Genomic DNA, 21,306 nt, shown 5'->3' with positions numbered 1-21,306 from the left:
TTAACAAAGCATGACGGATATCGCTGCGACGGCTTTGCCCGCCAGCGTGCCGATTAACCCAGCGGCAACCTTAATGGAGTGTAATCGCGCCAGTTGAGGTGGAGTCGCGGCGTTCGCGGGAGTGTGTGATGCGCTTTGCATTCTGGCGTAGGGACAAGGACAAGGCCGTCGTGCAGCGGGCGTTGCCGAAATCGGCGCTCGCTGCCGGCGAGCCTGTTGCGGCGAAGTTCGTGCCGCCGAAACCGCCGGTCGATCCTGCTCCAACCAGATCCGTTCGTGTATCCGAGACCAACGATCTCGATCTGCATGTGCTCGGCCGCGCGCTGGCGCGGCGGCGCGGCTGGATCGTCGTGCCGACCGTGCTGGTGTTCGCGCTGTCGCTCGCCGCCGTCAACCTCGTCACGCCGCGCTACAAGTCCGAAGCGCGCATCCTGGTCGACAACCGCGAGAATGCCTTCCTCCGGCCGAACGGCGAGCGTGACACCGAGCGCACCGCGCTCGATGCCGAGGCGGTGACCAGCCAGGTGCAGCTGTTGCTGTCGCGCGACCTCGCGCGCGAGATCATCAAGAAGAACAAGCTCGCCGAGCGCCCGGAGTTCGATCCGGTGCTCAAGGGCTTCTCGCCGTTGAAATCGGTGCTGGCGCTGTTCGGCATCGGCCGTGACCCGTTCACGCTGACGCCCGAAGAGCGCGTGCTCGATTCCTATTATGAGCGCTTCCAGGCCTACGCGGTCGACAAGTCGCGCGTCATCGTGATCGAATTTCAGTCCGAGGATCCCGATCTCGCCGCCCGCGTCGCCAACTCGATCGCCGACGGCTATCTGGTGCTGCAGCAGGCCTCGCGGCAGGATCAGGCCAAATCCGCCAGCACCTGGCTGCTCGGCGAGATCGACAAGCTGCGCGGCAAGGTCGCAGACGCGGATTCGAAGGTCGAGGAATTCCGCTCGAAGTCGAGCCTGTTCGTCGGCACCAACAACATCCCGCTGTCGAACCAGCAGATGGGCGAGCTGAACACCCAGCTCAACAATGCCCGCGCGCTGAAGGCGGATGCCGAGACCAAGGCGCGGCTGATTCGCGAGATGCTGCAAAGCGGCAAGCCGATCGAGGCCTCCGAGGTGCTCAGCTCCGAGCTGATCCGCAGGCTCGCCGAGCAGCGCGGCACGCTGCGCGCGCAGCTTGCCGAGCAATCCTCGACCTTGCTCGCCAACCATCCGCGCATCAAGGAATTGAAGGCACAGATCGCCGATCTCGACGGGCAGCTGCGCGAGGAAGCCGGCAAGATCTCGCGCTCGCTCGATAACGACGCCCGTGTCGCCGACGGCCGTGTGCAGGCGCTGCAGGCGGGCCTCGACCAATCGAAGAAGCAGGCCTCGTCCAGCAACACCCAGGACGTGCAGCTGCGTGCGCTCGAACGCGAGGCGCGGGCGCAACGCGATCTGCTGGAGGCTTATCTGGCCAAGTATCGCGAGGCCACCGCGCGCGAGAACATCGAGGCCGCGCCGACCGACGGCCGCATCATCTCGCGCGCCACCGTCTCCAACATCCCGGCCTATCCGAAGAAGCTGCCGATCGTGCTGATCGCGACGCTGGCGACGCTGCTGCTGTCAGCAGGCATCGTCATCACCGGCGAGTTGCTGCGGATGTCGGCGCCTTCGGCGGTCACCCGCGCCATGGCGGCAACGGCGAAGCGTCGCGAGCCGGTCATCGAACCGGTCATCGAGCCGGTCTTGGAGACCGTGGTCGAGGATGAGCCGGCGCCGAGACCCTCGTTCAGGCCCGAGCCGTCACTCGCGCCCGCAATGGCGGCCGCGCCCGAATTGCCACGGCAGCCCGAATTGCCGCTCGAACCGGTCGCGGTCCCCGAGCGCGCGCTTAGCGAGCCGCCGGCACCTGCCGCGCTGGCGAGCGAAATCGACGACGTTGCCGCGCATCTGCTCGAAGCCGGCGCCGCCGCCCGCAAGGTCACGGTGCTCGGCACGGCGGCCGGCGAGAGCGTCACGCAGACCGCGCTGGTGCTGGCCCGCCTGATGGCGCGGCAGGCCAAGGTGGTGGTGGTCGATCTCGTCGCGTCCTCGCCGGCGCTGGCTGCGGCCTCGGTCGATCCGGCCGCGCCGGGCCTTGCCGAGCTGATGCTGGGCGAGGCGACGTTTGCGCAGATCATCACCAGGGATAGGCAGTCGCGGGTTCAGCTGGTCAGCGCCGGACGTCCGGGCTTCGATCGCGCGCATCTGCAGTCGCCGCGCCTGACGGTCGCGATCGATGCGTTGCTCAGGGTCTATGATCACGTGCTGCTCGACGCCGGATCGGCCGTCGACCTGCCGGCCGATCTGCTGACCTCGGGCGCGCAGGCCGTCGTGGTGCCCGACGCCGCGATGGCGCAGGATGCGCGGCGCCTGATGGCCGATCAGCTCCGGGCCGTCGGCTTCTCAGAGGTCACGACGCTGAGCAAGCCATCGGAAGTCGTCGCACCGGGCCCGCGGGTGGTGGCGGCCTGACCGCCACCAGCCGAGGTCAATGCGCCATCACGGGAGCGCGCGCGGCTCGCTCGAGCACCGGATCGATCCGCAGCCGGATTGCGACCAGCGCGCCGATCAGCCCGACCACGGCGAGCAGCAGCAGGCCCGCGGTGAATCCGCCCGTCACGTCCTTGAGATAGCCCATGGCGAAGGGGCCGGCGAAGCCCGAGAGATTGCCGAGCGAGTTGATCGCGGCAATTCCCGCCGCAGCCGAGGCCCCGGTCAGGATACCGGCCGGCATCGGCCAGAACATCGGCGGCACCGCCGAGACGCCGATCTGGGCCAGGCAGAGCAGGCCGACGATCAGCACCGGGCTCGACACCAGCCCGGCCAGGCCGATGCCGACCGCCGCGAGCGTCAGCGCCCCCGCGACATGGTACTTCCGTTCGCCCGTCTTGTCGGAATGGCGACCCAGCACCACCATGCCGATCGCCCCGAACACGAAGGGCAAAGCGGCGATGAGGCCGGTCTGGGTGTCGGTGACGCCGAACGCCTTGATGATGGTCGGCAGGAAGAATGCCACGCCATAGCCTGCCGCGTTGAGGCAGAAGTAGATCAGCGCACACGCCAGCACGCGGGAATCGGTCATCGACTGCATGATCGAGATGTGCTCGACGGCCTCGGTTCGCTGCCGCTCGACGTCAAGGGTGCTCTGGATCCACTTGATCTCGTCCGGCTGCAGCCAATGCGCCTGGCGCGGGAAGTCGGGCAGGAAGACGAGCACGGCGAAGCCGACCAGCACCGACGGCAGCGCTTCGCAGATGAACAGCCACTGCCAGCCCTGCAGGTGGAAGCCTTCCAGATTGAGCAACAGTCCCGAGATCGGCGATCCGACGATGCTCGAGAACGGAATCGCCAGCATGAACAGGCTGATGACCCGGGCGCGATAGATGCTCGGGAACCAGAGCGTGAGATAGAAGATGATGCCGGGGAAGAAGCCGGCCTCGCAGGCGCCGAGCAGGAGGCGCAGGAAGTAGAAGATCCATTCGCTCGAGATGCCGCTCGCCGTCGACATCGACGGGATGAACGCGAACGCCGCCGAGACGATGCCCCAGCTGATCATGATGCGGGCGATCCAGCGCCGCGCGCCAAACTTTTCCAGCAGGATATTGGAGGGCACCTCGAAGAAGAAGTAGCCGATGAAAAACAGGCCCGCACCGAGCCCGTAGGCCGCCTCGCTCAGCCCGAGCGCGGTGTTCATGTGCAGCTTGGCGAAGCCGACATTGACGCGGTCGAGATAGGCCACGAAATAACACAGCACTAGGAACGGGATCAGCCGGCGCATCATCTTTCCGATCGCGCGGCTCTCGACATCGTCGCTCATCGTGTCCGTCCCTCCCGTTTTTGGTTTGGCATGCCACAAGGCCGCAGCACTTTCGCGCACGGCTTGCGTCTGCCCGCTTGCCCTTGCAAGCGATGCGTTCATTGTTGTGTAATCGGCGGTCGCGTGACTAATGGCATTTGGGAATGGAGCCACGGCAAAACTGTCATGATGCATCGCGGCATGAACGCTGGAACTTGCCGGGGAGGATGGTGACAGGGCGTGATCAGAGATCTCAAATTGCGGCAGCTGCGCCTGCTGGTCGCGCTCGACGATGCGCGCAAGCTGCAACTGGCGGCCGAGCGCCTCAACATCACCCAGTCGGCGGCATCCAAGATGCTCGCCGAGATCGAAGCGGTGGCGCGCGTTCCGCTGTTCGAGCGGACCGCGCGCGGGGTCGAACCCACGGAATATGGCGCGATCCTGGTCCGCGGCGGCAGGAGCGTGCTGGCCGATCTCGACCAGGTGACCGATGAATTCGCCGGTTACAAGTCGGGCGAGCTCGGTACGGTGTCCGTGGGCACGGTCGCCAGAGCCTGCGCCGATCTCGTCATCGATGTTATGCAGTATCTCGGCAACAAGCTCGACCGCGTCAACATCTCGCTCGACGTCAGCACCAGCCCGCCGCTGGTCGAGCGCCTGCTCGCGCTGGAGTTCGATTTCGTCATTGCGCGGATTCCGGCCGGCGTCGATCCCGGCCAGTTCGACTATCACGAGATCGGCGCCGAGGAGGCGGCACTGCTGGTTCGCGCCGAGCATCCGCTGGCTTGCCGCGACAGCGTCGATCTCGCCGAGATGATCGACCTGCAATGGATCTGCCAGCCGCGGGAATCCTTCCTGCGCCAGGCGCTGGAGCGGCTGTTCTACAGCCGCGGCGTCACACCGCCACGGCGGGTGATCAACACCGAATCCTTCTTCGCATCGATCGGCATCGCGGCGGGAATCGACGCGATCGTGCCGGTCCCCATGCTCGTGTTCGATCTGGTCGATCCGCAGCGCTTCAAGCGGCTGCGCATCAAGGACCAGCTCATGCTGGAGAGCTACGGGCTGATGAAGCTGCGCAAGCGCAAATTGTCGCCGGCGGCGATGCTGGTGTTCGATGCGATGCTGCGGCTTGGCGTGCCGAACGGCGCGCCTGCCTCAGGCAGCCGATCCGGCTGAAGCGTGCTCGCCCGCCGTCTTCAGCGGAACATGCTGCGCAGGTTCTGCGCGATCTCGAGCAGTGCGGGATTGTGCTTCACCGCGCGCTTGGCGCGATTGATGCCCGACAGCGCACTGCCCGCGAGCCGTCCGCGCAGGCTGAGCGGAATGAAGCTGTCGAAGATCGCTTCGTCGTCCTTGCAGAACAGCCGCTTGTACTCGTCCGAGCCGATGCCGAGGTCGATGGCGCGGTAGTTCTCGCCGGCATAGCGATCGATGATGTCGCGCATCAGGATCAGGCCGGGGCTGTATTTGGCATTGCCCGACATCGTGTAGGTGTTGAACATCATCGAGAAGCGATGGCCGTCGGCGACGCCGGCGAAGATCGCGATCACCTCGTCGTCGCATTCGAGCGCGTGGATGTCGATGATGCGGCCGCCGCCGTCGGTGCGCGGCGTCAGGCAGGCGGCGCGGATGAACCGCTCGACGCCGGGCTCGGCGAACACGTTCGGCAGCTTCTGCTCCGCCATGCGCTGCGGCTTGACCTGGAAGAACCAGTCGAGCAGGCGGCAGATATCGACGCTCTCGGTCGCGACATGATAACGGTAGCCGGCGAGCGGCTGCAGCTTGCGTTCCTTGCCCTTCAGCCGGCGGCGGAACGAGTTGCTGATCAGGGTCGCGGGCGCGGCTCCGGGCTCGATCACCAGCAGCGGGCAATCATTGGCCGAAGGCTGGTGCGGCAGCAGCGCCAGCGGGTTCGGCAGGTCCTGCCAGCGCTTCGGCTGCTGATGCAGCACCAGCGCGTCGACGCGCGACCGTTCCGCCAGCATCGTGATCAAGGCGGCGAGGTCGGCCTCGGTGGCGTTGGCGGCGAAATCCTTGTCGCACAGCGCCATGTTGAAGGTCGCATGCTTGCCGCCCATGAAGCTCGCGCAGCGCGCGCCCAAATGGGATTCGATCGCAAGCGGCAGCAGCAGCAACGGCCGTCGTTCGCTGTCATGGGCGACGACGATGAAGGGGCGCAGGCCACAGCGCTCGCCGACCTGCTGTTGCCAGGCGGCAAGGAAGTCGAAGCGCTGATAGGGCGTGAACGATTGCTGCGAGGTTTCAAAGCCGCGCCAGATCGACTCGGCGGCAGCCAGATCGTGAATGATGTCGACGCCCGCAATGCGGATGGCGTTCGACCACGTCCGCGCACCTGCCGTTTGGCCTTCCACTGCCGCAGCCATGGTCATCTCAGAACCCGGTTATTTTAGCTATTTATTTACAGTTCTCGGCTCGGGCGACCATCGCAGGGAATTGTCAACAAAGAGTAATAACAATGCGGCGGCGGCGTGTGGGAGCCGCCGCACGGGGGCGGGACCTTGGCGGACAGCGGGATTTTGCGGCGGGCCCGGATGGAGCTCGCCTATTTCAGCGGCGCCTTCCGGCTGCGGCGGCGCGAGATCGGCGGTGCCGGCGTGATCCTGTGCTTCGCGCGGGTCCGCCCGGCGCGCCGCGCCCGGTTCCAGCCGTTGAAGTCCCGCGAGATCACGCCGCAATTCCTGCACCGCGCGCTGCATGCGCTGAAGCGCTGGAACTACGACATCGTCGGGATCGACGAGGCCTGCCGCCGCGCCGTCACGCTGCCCGAGCGGCGGCGCTTCGCCTGCCTGACCTTCGACGGCGCCAGCAAGGATCTCATCACCCATGCCTATCCGGTGCTCGCCGGGCATGGCGTTCCCTTCACGGTGTATCTGCCGACCGCCTTTCCCGATGGCGTCGGCGAGCCCTGGTGGCTGGCGCTCGAGGACATCATTGCCCGCGAAAGCCGCATCAGCCTGATGCTCGACGGAAGGGAGCAGCATTTCGTCGTTCCTGGCGTGTCGGACAAATACGAGCTGTTCAATTTCCTGTACGAGGGGATGCGCAAGCTCGCGCCGGCTGAGCTGTCCTATGCGATGAACGATCTCGGCAAGCGCTATGCTGTCGATCTCGCCGCGTTGTCGCGCAGCGTATCGCTGGATTGGCAGGATCTGGCAAAGCTCGCGGCGGATCCGAACGTGACGTTCGGCAGCGCGACCGTGAACTATCCGGTGCTGTCGAACTTGGGCGAGGCCGATGCGCGGCGCGAGATGGCGATGGGCAAAGCCGTCGCCGAAAGCGCGCTGCGGCGCGACGTCCGGCATTTCGCTTTTCCGTTCGGAGACCGCGGCGCGTTTGGGCGGGCGCATGTGGTGATGGCCGAAGAGGCCGGTTTTGCCAGCGCTGTTACGACGATCCCGGGCGTGGTCCAGCCGCAGGGACGCACCAATCTCCACGCGCTGCCGCGCATCGCCTGGGACGGGCGCCAGCGCTCGCTGCGCATGATGCGCGTGCTGCTGTCCGGCATCATGTTCGCGCCAGTGCAGCCGACGCGGAGCGCGCGGGACGGCAGTGCACCCTAAGCGCGGTCGGGCCGCGACATCCAGGCGACGATCGGCATCGCGGGCAGCACCCAGCCGAGGCCGGCAACCACGTAGAAGATCGCCTGCAACAGCCCCGAATTGGCGAGCCACGGCGTTTGCGCCACCGTCATGCCGAGCAGCGACCACACCACCACCAGGATGAGCAGGAAAATGGTTCCGAGCAGTTTGCGGGTGCGTATGGCCATGGCTGATCGTGGGCAAACTCGTGATTTCTGCGGCGCTTGCGCCGCGTGCGGGGCGGACTATAAGGGGCGCGAAAATCCAATCAAGCCAGGGCGAAATGGCCTGTATTTCAGCAAAAGCATCGCATCTCCACGCCGTCCGGGTCTGGCTGATCGCGGTCGCCGCCCTGATCGCGCTGATGGTGCTGGTCGGCGGCGCGACGCGGCTCACCGAGTCGGGCCTGTCGATCGTCGAATGGAAGCCGGTGACCGGCGCGCTGCCGCCGCTGACCGAGGCGCAGTGGACCCAGGCGTTCGACGGCTATAAGGCGATCCCGCAATATCGCGAGCTCAACGCCGGGATGACGCTCGCCGAGTTCAAGACCATCTTCTGGTGGGAATGGAGCCACCGGCTGCTCGGCCGCTTCATCGGCATGGCCTATCTGCTGCCGTTCTTGTTCTTCCTGTGGCGCGGCGCCGTCAGCGGCGAGCTCGGGCGGCGGTTGTGGGTGATCTTCGGTCTCGGCGCACTGCAGGGCGCGGTCGGCTGGTGGATGGTGGCATCGGGGCTCTCGGAGCGCGTCGAGGTGTCGCAATATCGGCTCGCGACGCATCTGGTGCTGGCGCTCCTGATCTTCGCCGCGATCGTCTGGACGCTGCGGCGGTTGACGGACCGTCCGCCGGTGCTCGCGCCGGTCAGGCTGAAGATCGCGAGCACGGTGCTGCTGGTATTGACCTTCGTGCAGCTCTATTTCGGCGCGCTGGTCGCGGGCCTGCGTGCGGGCCGGGTCTACAACACCTGGCCGGACATCGACGGCGGCTTGATTCCGGCGGCTGATCGTCTCTGGTTCGAGGCGCCATGGTGGCGCAATCTGTTCGACAACACGCTGACGGTGCAGTTCGAGCATCGCATGACCGCGTATCTCCTGTTCGCGCTGGCGATCGCGCACACAGTCGACGCCGTGCGGTCGCGCGCCGGGGGCGGCGTGATCGCGGGTGCGTGGTGGCTGGTTGCAGCGATCACGCTGCAGGCGACGCTCGGCATCCTGACGCTGCTGCATCAGGTGCCGATCGATCTGGCGCTGACGCACCAGGCGGTCGCGATCCTGGTGCTGACGCTTGCGGTGCTGCAGGCCGAGCGGCTTGCCGCGCGGCGGACCGAACGGGAGCAGCCGAAACTCGTCCCGGCCGGCCAGCCCGGCTGATCACGACAGATAGTCGAGCCCGATATCCAGTGCTGCCGAGCTGTGGGTCACCCAGCCGACTGAAATCAGGTCGACGCCGGTCGCAGCGATTGCTTGCGCGGTCGCCGCGGTGATCCGCCCCGAGGCTTCGGTGATCGCCTTGCCCCGTGCCATGTCGACGGCCCGCGCAAGCTGCTCGGTCGTCATGTTGTCGAGCAGCACGGCATCCACGTTGAGCCCCAGCGCCTCCTCGAGCTGCGCCAGCGTGTCGACCTCGACCTCGATCTTCACGAGGTGGCCGACATTCGCCTTGGCACGCTCGATCGCGGGGCGGATGCCGCCGGCGAGCGCGATGTGGTTGTCCTTGATCAGCACGGCATCGTCGAGCCCGAAGCGGTGATTGCCGCCGCCGCCGGCGCGAACCGCGTATTTCTCGAGCGTACGAAGCCCCGGCGTGGTCTTGCGGGTGCAGACGATCTGCGCGCGGGTGCCCGCGACGGCCTTGACCAGCGTTGCGGTTGCGGTCGCGACGCCGCTGAGATGGCAGAGGAAGTTGAGCGCGGTCCGCTCCGCGGTGAGCAGGCTGCGGGCCGGACCATCGATGATCGCGATCACCTGGTCGGGTTCGACGGCGCTGCCATCGGGCCGCTCGGCGCGAAGTTCGACCCTCGGCGATACGTTCTGGAACGCGCAACGCGCGACGTCGAGGCCGGCGACCACGCCGGGCTGGCGCGCCCGCATCACCAGCCGGGCCTGCTGGGCGGCCGGCACGATCGCATCCGCCGTGATGTCGCCGGCACGGCCGAGATCTTCACGCAGCGCCGCCTGCACGATCGGTTCATACAACAGCGGCAACAGGGGATTGAGGGTCATGAGCGGGCACTCCTGGCGGTTAGAACGGTTTCGACGATGTCGCGCACGGCGGCGAGCGCCTCGGTGCGGGTGAGGGACGACGGGACGGCCGACGCCGCCGTGTCCGGAAAATCGCTGCGGAAATGGCCGCCGCGGCTCTCTTCGCGCTTGATCGCAGCGACCGCGATCATCAACCCGACCAGCGCCGGATCGGACGTCGCGCCCTGACCGCGGGCAAGCGGAGCGAGGCCGCGGACCGTGCGTGCGATGCCGTCGCGGTCGCGCAGCACGCCTAATCCCTGGGTGAGGATCGGCCGCACGGCCAAGGGATCGGCGGCCGGCGGCATGGCTTCGTCGCGCAGCATCGCGCGCGGGCCTGCATCCACGCTGTCGACGCTTGCGGCGACCCAGCGCGCGCAGACGATCGCTTCCATCAGCGAGTTGCTGGCGAGGCGATTGGCACCGTGCAGTCCGGTGCGGGCCGCTTCGCCGCAGGCCCAGAGACCCTGCACCGTGCTGCGCCCTTCACCATCAACCGCGATACCGCCCATGTGGTAATGCACCGCCGGCCGGATCGGGATCGGATCATTGGCGGGATCGATGCCAGCCATCTTGCAGAACGCGCTGATCACGGGATAGCGCTGTCCGAAATCCGCACCCGGATGCCTGCGCGCGTCGAGGAAGGTGCGATGCCCGTCGGCGCGGTGGCGCCACACGGCGCGCGCGACGATGTCGCGCGGCGCGAGCTCGGCGCCCGCCTGGTCCGCCATGAAGCGCCGTCCGGTCTCGTCGATCAGGTCAGCGCCGTCGCCGCGGATCGCCTCGGTCAACAGCGGCATCGGCCGCGATGGCCCGTCGAAGGCGGTCGGATGAAACTGGACGAATTCGAGGTCCGACAATCTTGCGCCGGCATGGGCTGCAAGCGCGAGGCCCTGACCGAAGCAGCCGCCCGGATTGGTGCTGTCGGCGAACAGCCCGCCGATGCCGCCGGTCGCGATCACCACGCGATTGGTCGCAAGCGTCAGCGCACCATCGCTGGAAGCCGCCAGCACGCCGTTGACCGCATTGTCTTCGACCAGCAGCCGGCGCGCCTCGATACCTTCCAGCAGCGTGATTGATGGCGTGCGGCGCACTGCCGCGATCAATGCCCGCATGATCTCGCGGCCGGTGCCGTCGCCGGTGGCGTGCACGATACGGTTGCGGCCATGCGCTGCCTCCAGCCCGAGGCGCCAACTGCCGTCGGCGCGACGATCGAAGGCGACGCCGAGTTTTTCCAGCCGCTCTACCGCATCGGGCGCAGCATGGACGATTCTGGATGCCGCCGCCTCGTCGCAAAGGCCGGCGCCGGCGGCGAGCGTGTCGGCGAAGTGCAGGGCAGGGCTGTCGTCGGCGCCGACAGCAGCCGCGAGGCCGCCTTGCGCCCACATGCTGGAGGCTTCGGCACCGAGCGGCGATTTCGACAGCAGCACGACGGGCCTGGGCACGAGCTCAAGCGCCGTCATGAGGCCCGCGGCGCCGCCACCGATGATGACGGCACTGTCGGCGAGATCGGAGATATCAGTGCTCATAGCGCCAGCATCCTTTCGACGCTTTTTCGCGCGCGGTCGGCGATTGCGGGATCGATCGTCACCTCGTGCTGGTTGGTTTCCAGCGCGTGGCGGATGTTTTTCAGCGTGATCCGCTTCATGTGGGGGCAGAGATTGCAGGGCCGGACGAACTCGACATCCGGATGCCCCGCGGCGATGTTGTCGCTCATCGAGCACTCCGTCAGCAGCACGACGCGCGGCGGACGCTTGGTCTCGACAAAGGACTGCATCGCAGCCGTCGAACCCGAAAAGTCTGCTTCAGCGACGACCTCGGGCGGGCATTCCGGATGCGCCAGGACAGTCACGTTGGGATGATCCTCACGCAGCTGACGCACGTCCTCGGCGGTGAACAGCTCGTGCACCTCGCAGTGGCCTTTCCAAGCGATGATCTTCTTGCTGGTCTGCTTGGCGATATTCTGCGCCAGATATTCATCCGGCAGCATGATGACGCGTTCGGCATCCAGCGATTCCACGACCTTCAGCGCATTGCCCGAGGTGCAGCAGATATCGGACTCCGCCTTCACCGCGGTCGAGGTGTTGACGTAGGCGACCACGGGCGCATCCGGATAGCGCGCCCGCATCAGCCGCACATCCGCGGGCGTGATGGAATCCGCCAGCGAGCAACCGGCCCGGAGGTCGGGGATCAGCACGGTCTTGGCCGGATTGAGCAGCTTCGCCGTTTCGGCCATGAAGTGCACGCCGGCGAGCACGATGATGTCGGCGTCGACTTTCGTGGCTTCGCGCGCCAGCAAGAGGCTGTCGCCGACGATATCGGCGACGCCGTGGAAGATCTCCGGCGTCTGGTAATTGTGCGCCAGCACCACCGCATTGCGGCGGCGTTTCAGGTCGAGGATGGCGTCGACGTCCTCGGCGAAGGTGGCCCATTCGAAGGGCGGGATGACGCGCTTGACCCGTTCATAGAGCGGCGCCGTGCGTTCGAGCAGTGCGGTATCGAGGGATGCCATTTATACTCTCCATGAGCATAAGATGGCTTATACTTATCCTGAGCATAAGGCCTGTCAAGTGCGTGTTAGCGGCAGCTTGGTGCCGGCGACGGCGCGTTCGGCAAGCACGGCGTGGCGGAAGCGGAACAGCTTGGCCGGGCGGCCGACCGTGTCCGCCGCGATTGCGCCAGTCTCTTCAACGAGTTCCTGCTGTTCGATGAGGCGGCGGAAATTCTGCTTGTGGACCAGCCGGCCTGCGAGCGCCTCAACACTGCGTTGCAGTTGCAGCAGGGTGAACTCTGCCGGCATCAGCTCGAACACCACCGGGCGGTATTTGATTTTGGCGCGCAGCCGCGCAATCCCGGTGGCGAGGATGCGGCGATGATCTGCGGTCATCGGCTTGCCGGGGATGAGCCGTGTATCGCGGCCTGCCTCCGGGATCAGTCCTGCCTCCCAGAGTAGCTCATAGCGCTGCAGCACCAGCTCTTCGTTCCAGCCGCGGTCGTCGAGGCCGAAGGTGATGGCGCAGCGCTGCCAGCGCTCGCGTTGCAGCGTTGGCGACGGTGCCGCTTTCGCCCACGCCTTCAGCTTCGGCGCAATCAGCTTGGCGATACAGGCCGGTGCGCCGGCGCGATGGTCCTCCCAGGGGAAATAGTCGTACCAGGCGAACCAATGCGCCTCGAAACCCTGACCGACCTGGTCCTCGCGGGTGAGGCCGAGATAGCTGATGGAGACGCTGTGCGGCGCCTTGACGTCGCCGGAGCGGCCTCGGTCGGCGAACGTGTAGAGCTGCTCGACATAACCGAGCGGATGGCCGGTCTGGGTCTCGACCCAGGCCCGCAGCGCCGTCTGCAGCGAACGGTGGCTGAATTCGAACGGGCCGCTGGGCAGCGCCGAGCCGCCCGCGATGGTCATGATCTCAGGCGTGCCGTCGGTGACGGCGACCAGCACCGCGACGAGGTCGGCGGTGATGGCATTGCCTGATATGCTGGGTTTCTGCGGCGATCGTGCCACGCGATCGTCCCGCGCTAGCAGTAGCCGTAGATGCCGCAGGCATAGGGCAGGCGGTCCGAATAATCGACATAGGCGCCGCCGTAATACGGGCCGAGATAGCTGTAGGAGCGCGCATCGCCGTAATAGCCGGGCAGTGCGGCGGATCCCGGCAGCAGCGGCTCGCCACGCACGAACGGGATTTGCGGGTCCGCGTTCAGCGGCACCACCACCACTTTCGGCTCGACCACAACGAGCTGGCGCCCGCGCCGGACATAGGTCGGCGGCGCGATCGTGGTGCGGTAGGCGTAGGGCCGCCGGGGCAGGCCGGGCGGAAGCTGGCGTGCGGCCTTGACGGCGGGAACGGCGAGGCTGTCGGCGGCGTCAGCGGGCGGGATCGCCGATAGTGCGATCGCAAGCGGCAATATGAGGCGCAGCATCAATGGTCTCCCGAATCATCCGGAGCCTATCACTGCCATCTTATGCCGGAATGAGCGTTAACGAGAGACTTGTCGTTGTCGCAAAAATGCCGGGAGCGATGCGGCGCACCGCTCCCGAGGGATCGGCCGGATCAGGCGTTGAGCGCCTGGTCGAGGTCCGCAATCAGGTCTTCCTTGTCCTCGATGCCGATCGAGACGCGGACCACGTCGGGCGCCGCGCCCGACTTCACCTTGGCCACGTCGTCGAGCTGGCTGTGGGTGGTGGAGGCCGGGTGGATCACCAGCGAGCGGGTGTCGCCGACATTGGCCAGGTGCGAGAACAGTTTCAGGTTCGACACCAGATTGACGCCGGCGTCGTAGCCGCCCTTGAGGCTGAAAGTGAACACGGCGCCGGCACCCTTCGGCGCATATTTGCGCTGGAGTTGATTGTACCGGTCGCCGGGCAGTCCGGCATAGTTCACCGCCGAGACCGCCGCATGGCCGGAGAGGAATTCCGCCACCGCCTTGGCATTGTCGCAGTGTTTCTGCATGCGCAGCGGCAGCGTCTCGATGCCGGTCAGGATCATGAAGGCGTTGAACGGCGACAGCGCCGGACCGAGGTCGCGCAGGCCGAGCACGCGGCAGGCGATCGCGAAGGCAAAATTGCCAAAGGTCTCCTGGAGCCGGATGCCATGATATTCCGGCCGCGGCTCGCTCAGCATCGGATATTTGTTGTCCTTGGCCCAGTCGAAAGTGCCGGCGTCGACGATGATGCCGCCGAGCGAATTGCCGTGGCCGCCGAGGAATTTGGTCAAGGAGTGCACGACGATGTCGGCGCCGTGGTCGATCGGCTTGATCAGATAGGGCGAGGCCAGCGTGTTGTCGACGATCAGGGGCACGCCGGCCTTGCGCGCCACCGCCGCAATCGCCTCGATGTCGGTGATGCTGCCGGCGGGGTTGGCGATCGACTCGATGAAGATCGCCTTGGTGTGCGGCGTCACCGCGCGCTCGAAGCTCGAGACGTCGTCGGGATCGGCCCAGGCCACGTTCCAGCCGAACGCCTTGAAGGCGTGGGTGAACTGGTTGATCGAACCGCCATAGAGTTTCCGCGCGGCGAGCACTTCGTCGCCGGGCCGCATCAGCTGTTGCAGCACGACGACCTGTGCCGCATGGCCGGAGGCGACCGCGAGCGCCGCGGTGCCGCCCTCGAGCGCGGCGACGCGTTCTTCCAGCACTGCGTTGGTCGGGTTGCCGATGCGGGTATAGATGTTGCCGAACGCCTGCAGGCCGAACAGCGAGGCCGCATGGTCGGCATCGTTGAACACGAATGACGTGGTCTGGTAGATCGGCGTCGCCCGCGCGCCGGTGGTGGGATCAGGCTGCGCGCCGGCGTGCACGGCGAGGGTGGAAAATCCCGGAAGGCGATCGGTCATTCTTGATGTCCTGCTTGATGTCCAGTTGTGGCCTGGTCGAAACGCGCGGCATGCTGATGGCGGCGCGCTCCGCCGTCAAGCTGAGTTGAACGGCGAAAGCGTGTTTGGAATGGGCATGCTGCGCGATACCGCCGGATCGCGGCGATTATTCCGCAGCTGCGTCAGGTCCTCTCGGTTTTGTTTTTCGCGGCGCGATCGGATGCCGCAGTCTGGCCGCCGCCGAAGCTGGTGCGGTTGAGCGACAGCCGCATGCCCTGCGTCGGCACCGGTGCGCGCTTGGAACTCAGCGTGCGCGAATTGACCCCCATCCAGGAAATCTCCGACGACAGCCGGCCATACTCGATCTTCGGGCAGCGGTTCATCACGACCTTCAGCCCCGCGGCCTCGGCCTTTTCGGCGGCGGCATCGTCGCGCGCGCCGAGCTGCATCCAGATCACCTTCGGCAGCGGTGACAGCTTCAGCGCCTCGTCGACGACGGGCATGATGTGGCTCGAATTGCGGAAGATGTCGATCATGTCGATCGGGCGGCCGATATCGGCGAGTGACGCCACGAACGGCTTGCCCATCAGCGTCTTGCCGACATGGCCGGGATTGACCGGGATCATGTCGTAGCCGCGCTGCGCCAGATATTTGAACGCAAAATAGCTCGGCCGCACATTGACCGGCGAGGCGCCGACCATCGCGATCGACTTCACGCCGTTGAGGATGCTGCGGATGTAATTGTCGTCGTAGGCGTCGTGGTTCATGTTGTTCTTACTTGTCCTGCCATTTCGGCTCGCGCTTTTCGATGAAGGCGCCGATGCCTTCCTCGGCGTCGCGCGCCATCATGTTCTCGGTCATCACCTCGGCGGCGAAGCGATAGGCATCCGCGAGGCTCATCTCGGCCTGGCGATAGAACGCCTCCTTGCCGAGCTTGACGGTGTAGGCCGATTTCAGCGCGACCTTCTGTGCCAGCGCGATCGCCGCGTCGCGCTCGGTGCCTGATGGCACCACGCGGTTGATCAGGCCGATATCTTGCGCGGTTGCCGCGGAGATCGGCTCGCCGGTCAGCAGCATCTCCATCGCCTGCTTGCGCGGCACGTTGCGCGACAGCGCCACCATCGGCGTCGAGCAGAACAGTCCGATGTCGACGCCCGGCGTCGCAAACGTCGCGGCCTCGGAAGCGATCGCGAGATCGCAGCTCGCGACGAGCTGGCAGCCGGCCGCGGTCGCGATGCCCTGCACGGCGGCGACCACCGGCTTCGGCAGATGCACGATGGCCTGCATCATCGCGCTACAGGCGTTCATGATCTGCGCAAAATAGCCGCGGCCGCGGTCGGCGTCGCTGCGGCGTGCGGTCAATTCCTTCATGTCATGGCCGGCGGAGTAGGCCGGACCATTTGCGGCGAGCACGACGCCGCGAATGGCCTTGTCGTCCCGGATCCCGTTCAGCGCAGCGTGCAGCTCGCCGATCATGCCTTCCGACAGGCTGTTGCGCGCCGCCGGGCGATTGAGCGTCAGTATCGCGATACTGCCGACGGTTTCGCGCAGCAGGATCGAGGCGTGCGGTGCTTCGGCGCGGGCGGCTTGGGCGGACATTGCGGTCGTTCCTGGGAAAGATTCCACTTTTGTGTCTGTGACAACTTAATGTAACAGGCAGGGCGAGGCGAGGGCAGGAACCGCATGGCGATTGCGAAAATGAGCGTGGCTGACGTGGAGGAGTTCCTGCGGCGGGAATTCCCACAGGCGTTCGTCCACGACGACATCAGGATCGAAAGCGCCGACGGCGAGACGGCCCTGCTGCGCCAGCAGTTCAGCGAGCGCATGCTGCGCCCGGGAGGAACGGTGTCGGGGCCGACCCTGATGGGGCTCGCCGATTTCGCGATGTATGTGGTGCTGCTGTCGGCGATCGGGCCGGTCGGTCTCGCCGTCACCACCAACCTCAATATCAACTTCCTGCGCAAGGGCCAGACCGGGCAGGATGTGATGGCGGTGGCGAAACTGCTCAAGCTCGGCAGGCGGCTTGCGGTCGGCGAGGTCAATCTGCTGTCCGGCACGTCGCCCGATCCGATCGCCCATGTCACGGCGACCTATTCCATTCCAAATACGTGATCTTTTTACTGGTATTATTGCACCATATTTCTAAGCTTTTGTTCTGATTGATTTAATTGCCGCGCGAAGGCGTTGACGTGGACGCGCGGGTTCTCTAGAAAGCCGCCCAGTTCGGCGCATTCGGCGCCGATTTCCTTTTTCACGGATTTCACCATGAGCACGTTCTCGGCCAAGCCCGCCGAAGTGACGAAGAAGTGGGTCGTGATCGACGCCAAGGGTTTGGTCGTCGGCCGTCTCGCCACCCTCGTTGCGATGCGCCTGCGCGGCAAACACCTGCCCACCTACACCCCGCATGTCGACTGCGGCGACAACGTCGTCATCATCAACGCCGCGCATGTGGTGCTGACCGGTCGCAAGCGCGAGCAGAAGACCTACTACAAGCACACCGGTTTCATCGGCGGCATCAAGGAGCGCACCGCGAAGCAGATCCTCGAGGGTCGCTTCCCCGAGCGCGTCGTCGAGAAGGCGATCGAGCGCATGATCCCGCGCGGCCCGCTCGGCCGCATGCAGATGGGCAATCTGCGCGTCTATCCCGGTGCCGAGCACCCGCATGAAGCGCAGAGCCCCGAGAAGGTCGATATCGCTTCCCTGAACCGCAAGAACACGAGGGCCGCTTAATGTCCGACACGTTGCAGTCCCTCGACCAGCTCTCGCAGGTCAAGCCGGCGGCGCCCGACGCGCCGAAATATGTCAAGAAGGTCGACAAGTTCAACCGCGCCTACGCCACCGGCAAGCGCAAGGACGCCGTCGCCCGCGTCTGGGTCAAGCCCGGCTCCGGCAAGATCTCGGTCAACACCCGCGAATTCGAAGTTTACTTCGCCCGCCCGGTGCTGCGCATGATGATCCAGCAGCCGCTGGTCGCGGCCGCCCGCAATGGCCAGTACGACGTGATCTGCACCGTCGCCGGCGGCGGCCTGTCCGGCCAGGCCGGTGCCGTCAGACACGGCATCTCCCGGGCGCTGACCAACTTCGAGCCCGAGCTGCGCAGTGTCCTCAAGAAGGGCGGCTTCCTCACCCGCGACTCACGCGCGGTCGAGCGCAAGAAGTACGGCAAGGCGAAGGCCCGCAAGTCCTTCCAGTTCTCGAAGCGCTAATACGAGTCCTAAAATTTGCGGCAATCGCCGCCAGTACCGAGTTGAAGAGGGCGCCGCGAGGCGCCCTTTTTGTTGCAATGCGCTTCGCAGCGAATTAGCGCAGTTTTTCATGAAAACTTGCGTATGCGTGCAAACGAAATTCGAACGCGCGCGTCTTAGCGTGCGGACTTCGCAGTAGCGCTGCATCACCAATTTCAATTGCGCCTGCGGAGGTTTTGCATCACCGGGCTGGGGTGAGTTTATGTCGTTCGACACGTCGACACTTTATTTGTTCGCCACCATGGTTGCGGGCATGCTCGGCGCCATGCTGTTGCTGTTCGGCAGGCAGGAGAACATTCCCGCGCTGAAATGGTGGGGCACCGCCTATCTGCTCGGCGCCACGTCGGTGGCGCTCTCGACCGCCGCAGGCGCGACGCTTGGCGTCCCGATCTCGCTGGCGCTGAACGCGGTCGGCTTTGCCGCCTGCAGCATGGTCTGGAACGCCTCGCGCGTCTTCCACGGCCGCAAGCCCAATCTGCCCGGGCTGGTGCTCGGCCCGATCGCCTGGGTCGGCGCCGTGACGGTGGTGGAGAATCCCGCGCTGCGCCTGACCATTGGCGCTGCGATCGTCGCGGTCTACGCCGCGCTGACCGCCTCCGAGCTCTGGCGCGAGCGCCGCCGCGCGATGCAGAAGCGCTGGCCCGCGATCGTCGTTCCGGTCGCACATGGCTGCGTGCTGATGCTGCCGATCCTGCTCGGCGACCTGTTGCGGCCGCATGACGAGAATTTCGGATCGAGCGTCTGGGTCACGCTGTTCTCGATCGAGCTCGTGCTGTACGCGATCGGCACCGTGTTCGTGATCTTCATGATGGTGTCGGACCGCGCGGTGGCCGTGCACAAGACCGCGGCCTCGGTCGATCCCCTGAGCGGCATGCTCAACCGCCGCGGCTTCTCGGAGGCCTGCGCGCGGGTGATCGAGCGCGAGGCCAATGCCGGCCGCCCGGTCACGGTGATGATCTTCGACATCGATCACTTCAAGTCGATCAACGACCGCTTCGGCCATCCGGCGGGCGACGAGATCTTGAAGCTGTTCGCCGCCGTCGTGGTCAACAATTTGAGAATCAGCGATCTCTCCGGCCGCATCGGCGGCGAGGAATTCGCGGCGTTGCTGCCGTGCTCGCTGGAGGAGGGCGTGCTGGTCGCCGAGCGCGTGCGCGAGGCCTTCGAGACCAGCAACATCGTCTGCGAGGAAGGCGCGGTCGATACCACCGTCTCGATCGGCGTCGCCGGCGGGCCGGCCGGGACCGAGCTCGAGGTGCTGCTGGCATCCGCCGACACCGCGCTGTACCAGGCCAAGCGCGGCGGTCGCAACCGGGTCGAGGCCGCCGAAGAGCTGCCGCTCTCGCTGGAGAACTGGCGGCGCAAGACGGCCGGGCTGCCGGCGTCGGCGCGGCACAAGCCGGTGATTGTCCAGGGCTGAGCGGCGGTAACGATCGATTAACCATTCGATCCCATGCTTTCAGGCATGGAGTCGATCCGCATCCGCAATCCGCAGGCAGCCCTGATGTCGCTCGAGGCGGACGCGGTCTCGGCGCGAAGCGGCTTTGCCTGCCTGTTTTCAAACTCCGACGAATACGAGAGCGCGCTGATCGCGGAGCGCCGCGCGCAGGGCCGTTACGTCAAGCCGAGGCGCCGCTGGCCGGTGGCGCTGCTGCTCGGCGCCTTGCTGATGGTCGTTGGCACCGTGCTGCTGTTTCGTTGAGTTAAGGGCGCTTCACGTCGCCTGCGCGGGCGCTCCGTCCTCGGCCTTGAAGTGGTCGATCATCACCTTGGCGATCGCCATCAGTGGCAGCGCCAGCGCCAGCCCCCAGATGCCGAAGACGACGCCGAGCAGGATCTGGAACGCGAACAGCGTCGCCGGCGGGATGTCGAGCGCCTGGCGCTGGATGATCGGCGTCAGCACGTAGCTTTCCAGCGCGTGCACGCCGAGGAACAGGATGAAGGCGGACAGCGCCGCGATCCATCCCGTGGCGAGGCTCGCCAACACCACGATCAGCCCGCCGAGGATCGCGCCGACCGTCGGGATGAAGGCCAGCAGGCCGGCCTGGATGCCGAGGATGAACGAGCTCGGAATCCCGATGATCAGAAGCCCGATCCAGGTCACCAGGAACACCGCCACCATGGTGATGATCTGCGCGATCAGCCAGCGCTCCAGCGTCTCGCCGATGCGGTCGACGATATGTGTGGCCTGATCGCGATATTCCGCCGGCGCGATGAACAAGAGCCCGGCGCGATAGATGCTCGGCTGCGCCGCGAAGGCCAGCCCCAGGAACAGCACAATGAAGAAATTGCCGACCACGCTGACGGTGCCGAGCAAGACCTTCAGCGTCTGGCTGATGATGGCGCCCCCGCTGGAGGCGAGCGCACCGGCGCCGGGTATGCCGCCATGCGTTTGGGCCGGCGCTTGCGTCGTCGTCGCGACGCCGCCGGCTTCCGGCTTGGCCTCGCCGGCGGCGTTGGTGAAATCGAGATAGCTGGTATCGACGCCGTGCTGTTCCAGGAAACTGCGGACGTTGCCGAGCTGCGACTTGATGGTGTTGCTCAGCACGGTGGCCTGTTCGGCGATCGTGGTTCCGCCAAGGAAGACAATGCCGCCCAGCAGCCCCGCCAGCACCACGCAGACGATCGCGAGCCGCAGCGCGTGGGGCAGCCCGATCAGCCGGCCAAGATGGGCGGTCATGGCATTCAGCCCGACGCCCAGCAGCATGCCCGAAAACAACAGGAACAGGGTCGCTGCGAAATTCCAGGCGAACAGCAGCAACGCCGCGAACAGCACGATGCCGATGCCGCCGACGGCGATCGCCCAAGCCATGTCGTTGCGGGTCTGCAGGCGACTGTCGGCCGGATCGGTCACGGTGATTCCCTCCTTGCGCCGGTGCCCGGCCACTCTTTCGCGAAAACGCCGCCGGGATCAAGCAGCCCGCCCCCGTGCCGGTTTGCCGCTGGCCGCGGAGCAGGGGGCGCCTCCCTGGGGCCCAGCTTTGTGCAGGGCTGCAAGCCTGTCTGTGCAGATTTAGACAGTTGATCCCTGGGGAACTCGGAGGCATGATCGTCTCCGAAGCACGGCAAACTTAGAAGAATCATTGCGC

General features: G+C 66.0%; 22 protein-coding genes. 9 read left to right on the top strand and 13 right to left on the bottom strand.

Translation table 11 applies throughout. The features are described 5' to 3' along the window. Positions 1-128 precede the first annotated feature (128 nt). Entirely contained in the window at positions 129-2,495 is a 2,367-nt protein-coding gene (locus IC762_RS20315; RefSeq protein WP_195784026.1) for a GumC family protein, read from the top strand. Positions 2,496-2,511: 16 nt separating this feature from the next. Here IC762_RS20315 and IC762_RS20310 read toward each other — a convergent pair whose 3' ends face one another. After that, entirely contained in the window at positions 2,512-3,840 is a 1,329-nt protein-coding gene (locus IC762_RS20310) for an MFS transporter (RefSeq protein ID WP_195784025.1), read from the bottom strand. A 219-nt stretch (positions 3,841-4,059) separates the two neighbouring features. Here IC762_RS20310 and IC762_RS20305 point away from each other — a divergent pair, with 219 nt between their 5' ends. After that, positions 4,060-4,998: a LysR family transcriptional regulator gene (locus IC762_RS20305; RefSeq protein WP_195784024.1), complete on the top strand. Its 939-nt coding sequence runs from the start codon at positions 4,060-4,062 to the stop codon at positions 4,996-4,998. A gap of 20 nt (positions 4,999-5,018) precedes the next feature. Here IC762_RS20305 and IC762_RS20300 read toward each other — a convergent pair whose 3' ends face one another. Next, positions 5,019-6,212, bottom strand: coding sequence for a GNAT family N-acetyltransferase (locus IC762_RS20300; protein ID WP_195784023.1), 1,194 nt, complete (start codon positions 6,210-6,212; stop codon positions 5,019-5,021). 162 nt (positions 6,213-6,374) lie between these two features. Between IC762_RS20300 and IC762_RS20295 the strand changes: the two genes are divergently transcribed. After that, a complete protein-coding gene (locus IC762_RS20295; protein WP_195784022.1) occupies positions 6,375-7,403 on the top strand; it encodes a polysaccharide deacetylase family protein in 1,029 nt (342 codons plus the stop codon). Here the strand turns inward: IC762_RS20295 and IC762_RS20290 are convergent. Further along, the gene (locus tag IC762_RS20290) at positions 7,400-7,609 is read right to left on the bottom strand and encodes a DUF2842 domain-containing protein (protein ID WP_016844954.1); all 210 of its coding nucleotides are present in this window, start codon (positions 7,607-7,609) and stop codon (positions 7,400-7,402) included. The genes IC762_RS20295 and IC762_RS20290 overlap by 4 nt on opposite strands. A gap of 95 nt (positions 7,610-7,704) precedes the next feature. Between IC762_RS20290 and IC762_RS20285 the strand changes: the two genes are divergently transcribed. Then, positions 7,705-8,790 (top strand): COX15/CtaA family protein, encoded by a 1,086-nt coding sequence (locus tag IC762_RS20285; protein WP_195784021.1) that lies wholly within the window; start codon positions 7,705-7,707, stop codon positions 8,788-8,790. On the opposite strand, the gene nadC is transcribed toward IC762_RS20285, so the two are convergent. The 8 genes from nadC to IC762_RS20245 all read right to left on the bottom strand — a co-directional run bounded on the left by nadC (position 8,791) and on the right by IC762_RS20245 (position 16,571). Further along, the gene (gene nadC / locus IC762_RS20280) at positions 8,791-9,642 is read right to left on the bottom strand and encodes a carboxylating nicotinate-nucleotide diphosphorylase (protein ID WP_195784020.1); all 852 of its coding nucleotides are present in this window, start codon (positions 9,640-9,642) and stop codon (positions 8,791-8,793) included. After that, entirely contained in the window at positions 9,639-11,189 is a 1,551-nt protein-coding gene (locus IC762_RS20275) for an L-aspartate oxidase (RefSeq protein ID WP_195784019.1), read from the bottom strand. Before IC762_RS20275 ends, nadC begins: the two co-directional genes overlap by 4 nt. Then, on the bottom strand, positions 11,186-12,172 hold the full coding sequence (gene nadA, locus IC762_RS20270; RefSeq protein ID WP_195784018.1) for a quinolinate synthase NadA: 987 nt from the start codon (positions 12,170-12,172) through the stop codon (positions 11,186-11,188). The genes IC762_RS20275 and nadA overlap by 4 nt, the downstream gene beginning before the upstream one ends. A gap of 54 nt (positions 12,173-12,226) precedes the next feature. After that, positions 12,227-13,165: an NUDIX hydrolase gene (locus IC762_RS20265; RefSeq protein WP_195784017.1), complete on the bottom strand. Its 939-nt coding sequence runs from the start codon at positions 13,163-13,165 to the stop codon at positions 12,227-12,229. Positions 13,166-13,179: 14 nt separating this feature from the next. Next, entirely contained in the window at positions 13,180-13,581 is a 402-nt protein-coding gene (locus IC762_RS20260; RefSeq protein WP_195784016.1) for a hypothetical protein, read from the bottom strand. A gap of 131 nt (positions 13,582-13,712) precedes the next feature. Further along, positions 13,713-14,993 (bottom strand): O-acetylhomoserine aminocarboxypropyltransferase, encoded by a 1,281-nt coding sequence (locus tag IC762_RS20255; RefSeq protein ID WP_195784015.1) that lies wholly within the window; start codon positions 14,991-14,993, stop codon positions 13,713-13,715. A 161-nt stretch (positions 14,994-15,154) separates the two neighbouring features. Then, positions 15,155-15,739, bottom strand: a complete 585-nt coding sequence (locus IC762_RS20250) for a CoA-binding protein (RefSeq protein WP_195784014.1) — start codon at positions 15,737-15,739, stop codon at positions 15,155-15,157. Between the two features lie 7 nt (positions 15,740-15,746). After that, complete coding sequence (locus IC762_RS20245; RefSeq protein ID WP_195784013.1) at positions 15,747-16,571, bottom strand: enoyl-CoA hydratase; 825 nt, start codon at positions 16,569-16,571, stop codon at positions 15,747-15,749. Between the two features lie 84 nt (positions 16,572-16,655). On the opposite strand from IC762_RS20245, the gene IC762_RS20240 reads away from it, so the two are divergent. Beyond that, positions 16,656-17,084, top strand: coding sequence for a PaaI family thioesterase (locus IC762_RS20240; RefSeq protein ID WP_195784012.1), 429 nt, complete (start codon positions 16,656-16,658; stop codon positions 17,082-17,084). Between the two features lie 14 nt (positions 17,085-17,098). On the opposite strand, the gene IC762_RS20235 is transcribed toward IC762_RS20240, so the two are convergent. Continuing rightward, positions 17,099-17,239, bottom strand: a complete 141-nt coding sequence (locus IC762_RS20235) for a hypothetical protein (RefSeq protein WP_195784011.1) — start codon at positions 17,237-17,239, stop codon at positions 17,099-17,101. Between IC762_RS20235 and rplM the strand changes: the two genes are divergently transcribed. From rplM to IC762_RS20215, 4 genes are all read left to right on the top strand, one after another. Further along, complete coding sequence (gene rplM, locus IC762_RS20230) at positions 17,238-17,702, top strand: 50S ribosomal protein L13 (protein ID WP_195784010.1); 465 nt, start codon at positions 17,238-17,240, stop codon at positions 17,700-17,702. The genes IC762_RS20235 and rplM overlap by 2 nt on opposite strands. Further along, positions 17,702-18,178: a 30S ribosomal protein S9 gene (rpsI, locus tag IC762_RS20225; RefSeq protein ID WP_195784009.1), complete on the top strand. Its 477-nt coding sequence runs from the start codon at positions 17,702-17,704 to the stop codon at positions 18,176-18,178. The genes rplM and rpsI overlap by 1 nt, the downstream gene beginning before the upstream one ends. A gap of 241 nt (positions 18,179-18,419) precedes the next feature. Beyond that, positions 18,420-19,637, top strand: a complete 1,218-nt coding sequence (locus IC762_RS20220; RefSeq protein WP_195784008.1) for a GGDEF domain-containing protein — start codon at positions 18,420-18,422, stop codon at positions 19,635-19,637. A 45-nt stretch (positions 19,638-19,682) separates the two neighbouring features. After that, positions 19,683-19,919, top strand: coding sequence for a hypothetical protein (locus tag IC762_RS20215; protein WP_195790210.1), 237 nt, complete (start codon positions 19,683-19,685; stop codon positions 19,917-19,919). Positions 19,920-19,931: 12 nt separating this feature from the next. On the opposite strand, the gene IC762_RS20210 is transcribed toward IC762_RS20215, so the two are convergent. Then, the gene (locus IC762_RS20210) at positions 19,932-21,071 is read right to left on the bottom strand and encodes an AI-2E family transporter (RefSeq protein WP_195784007.1); all 1,140 of its coding nucleotides are present in this window, start codon (positions 21,069-21,071) and stop codon (positions 19,932-19,934) included. Between the last annotated feature and the right edge of the window lie 235 nt (positions 21,072-21,306).

Source organism: Bradyrhizobium genosp. L (genome assembly GCF_015624485.1).
In the GTDB taxonomy this organism is placed as follows: domain Bacteria; phylum Pseudomonadota; class Alphaproteobacteria; order Rhizobiales; family Xanthobacteraceae; genus Bradyrhizobium.
Note: the sequence above shows the minus strand (reverse complement) of the source record. Positions and strands in the feature narration are given on the sequence as shown.

Excerpts from the sequence above, each read along its gene's own strand:
- IC762_RS20315 (WP_195784026.1), top strand. The coding sequence starts at position 129 with ATGCGCTTTGCATTCTGGCGTAGGGACAAGGACAAGGCCGTCGTGCAG.
- IC762_RS20310 (WP_195784025.1), bottom strand. The coding sequence starts at position 3,840 with ATGAGCGACGATGTCGAGAGCCGCGCGATCGGAAAGATGATGCGCCGG.
- IC762_RS20300 (WP_195784023.1), bottom strand. The coding sequence starts at position 6,212 with ATGACCATGGCTGCGGCAGTGGAAGGCCAAACGGCAGGTGCGCGGACG.
- IC762_RS20295 (WP_195784022.1), top strand. The coding sequence starts at position 6,375 with ATGGAGCTCGCCTATTTCAGCGGCGCCTTCCGGCTGCGGCGGCGCGAG.
- IC762_RS20290 (WP_016844954.1), bottom strand. The coding sequence starts at position 7,609 with ATGGCCATACGCACCCGCAAACTGCTCGGAACCATTTTCCTGCTCATC.
- IC762_RS20285 (WP_195784021.1), top strand. The coding sequence starts at position 7,705 with ATGGCCTGTATTTCAGCAAAAGCATCGCATCTCCACGCCGTCCGGGTC.
- nadC (WP_195784020.1), bottom strand. The coding sequence starts at position 9,642 with ATGACCCTCAATCCCCTGTTGCCGCTGTTGTATGAACCGATCGTGCAG.
- IC762_RS20275 (WP_195784019.1), bottom strand. The coding sequence starts at position 11,189 with ATGAGCACTGATATCTCCGATCTCGCCGACAGTGCCGTCATCATCGGT.
- nadA (WP_195784018.1), bottom strand. The coding sequence starts at position 12,172 with ATGGCATCCCTCGATACCGCACTGCTCGAACGCACGGCGCCGCTCTAT.
- IC762_RS20260 (WP_195784016.1), bottom strand. The coding sequence starts at position 13,581 with ATGCTGCGCCTCATATTGCCGCTTGCGATCGCACTATCGGCGATCCCG.
- IC762_RS20255 (WP_195784015.1), bottom strand. The coding sequence starts at position 14,993 with ATGACCGATCGCCTTCCGGGATTTTCCACCCTCGCCGTGCACGCCGGC.
- IC762_RS20250 (WP_195784014.1), bottom strand. The coding sequence starts at position 15,739 with ATGAACCACGACGCCTACGACGACAATTACATCCGCAGCATCCTCAAC.
- IC762_RS20245 (WP_195784013.1), bottom strand. The coding sequence starts at position 16,571 with ATGTCCGCCCAAGCCGCCCGCGCCGAAGCACCGCACGCCTCGATCCTG.
- IC762_RS20240 (WP_195784012.1), top strand. The coding sequence starts at position 16,656 with ATGGCGATTGCGAAAATGAGCGTGGCTGACGTGGAGGAGTTCCTGCGG.
- rplM (WP_195784010.1), top strand. The coding sequence starts at position 17,238 with ATGAGCACGTTCTCGGCCAAGCCCGCCGAAGTGACGAAGAAGTGGGTC.
- IC762_RS20235 (WP_195784011.1), bottom strand. The coding sequence starts at position 17,239 with ATGGTGAAATCCGTGAAAAAGGAAATCGGCGCCGAATGCGCCGAACTG.
- rpsI (WP_195784009.1), top strand. The coding sequence starts at position 17,702 with ATGTCCGACACGTTGCAGTCCCTCGACCAGCTCTCGCAGGTCAAGCCG.
- IC762_RS20220 (WP_195784008.1), top strand. The coding sequence starts at position 18,420 with ATGTCGTTCGACACGTCGACACTTTATTTGTTCGCCACCATGGTTGCG.
- IC762_RS20215 (WP_195790210.1), top strand. The coding sequence starts at position 19,683 with ATGGAGTCGATCCGCATCCGCAATCCGCAGGCAGCCCTGATGTCGCTC.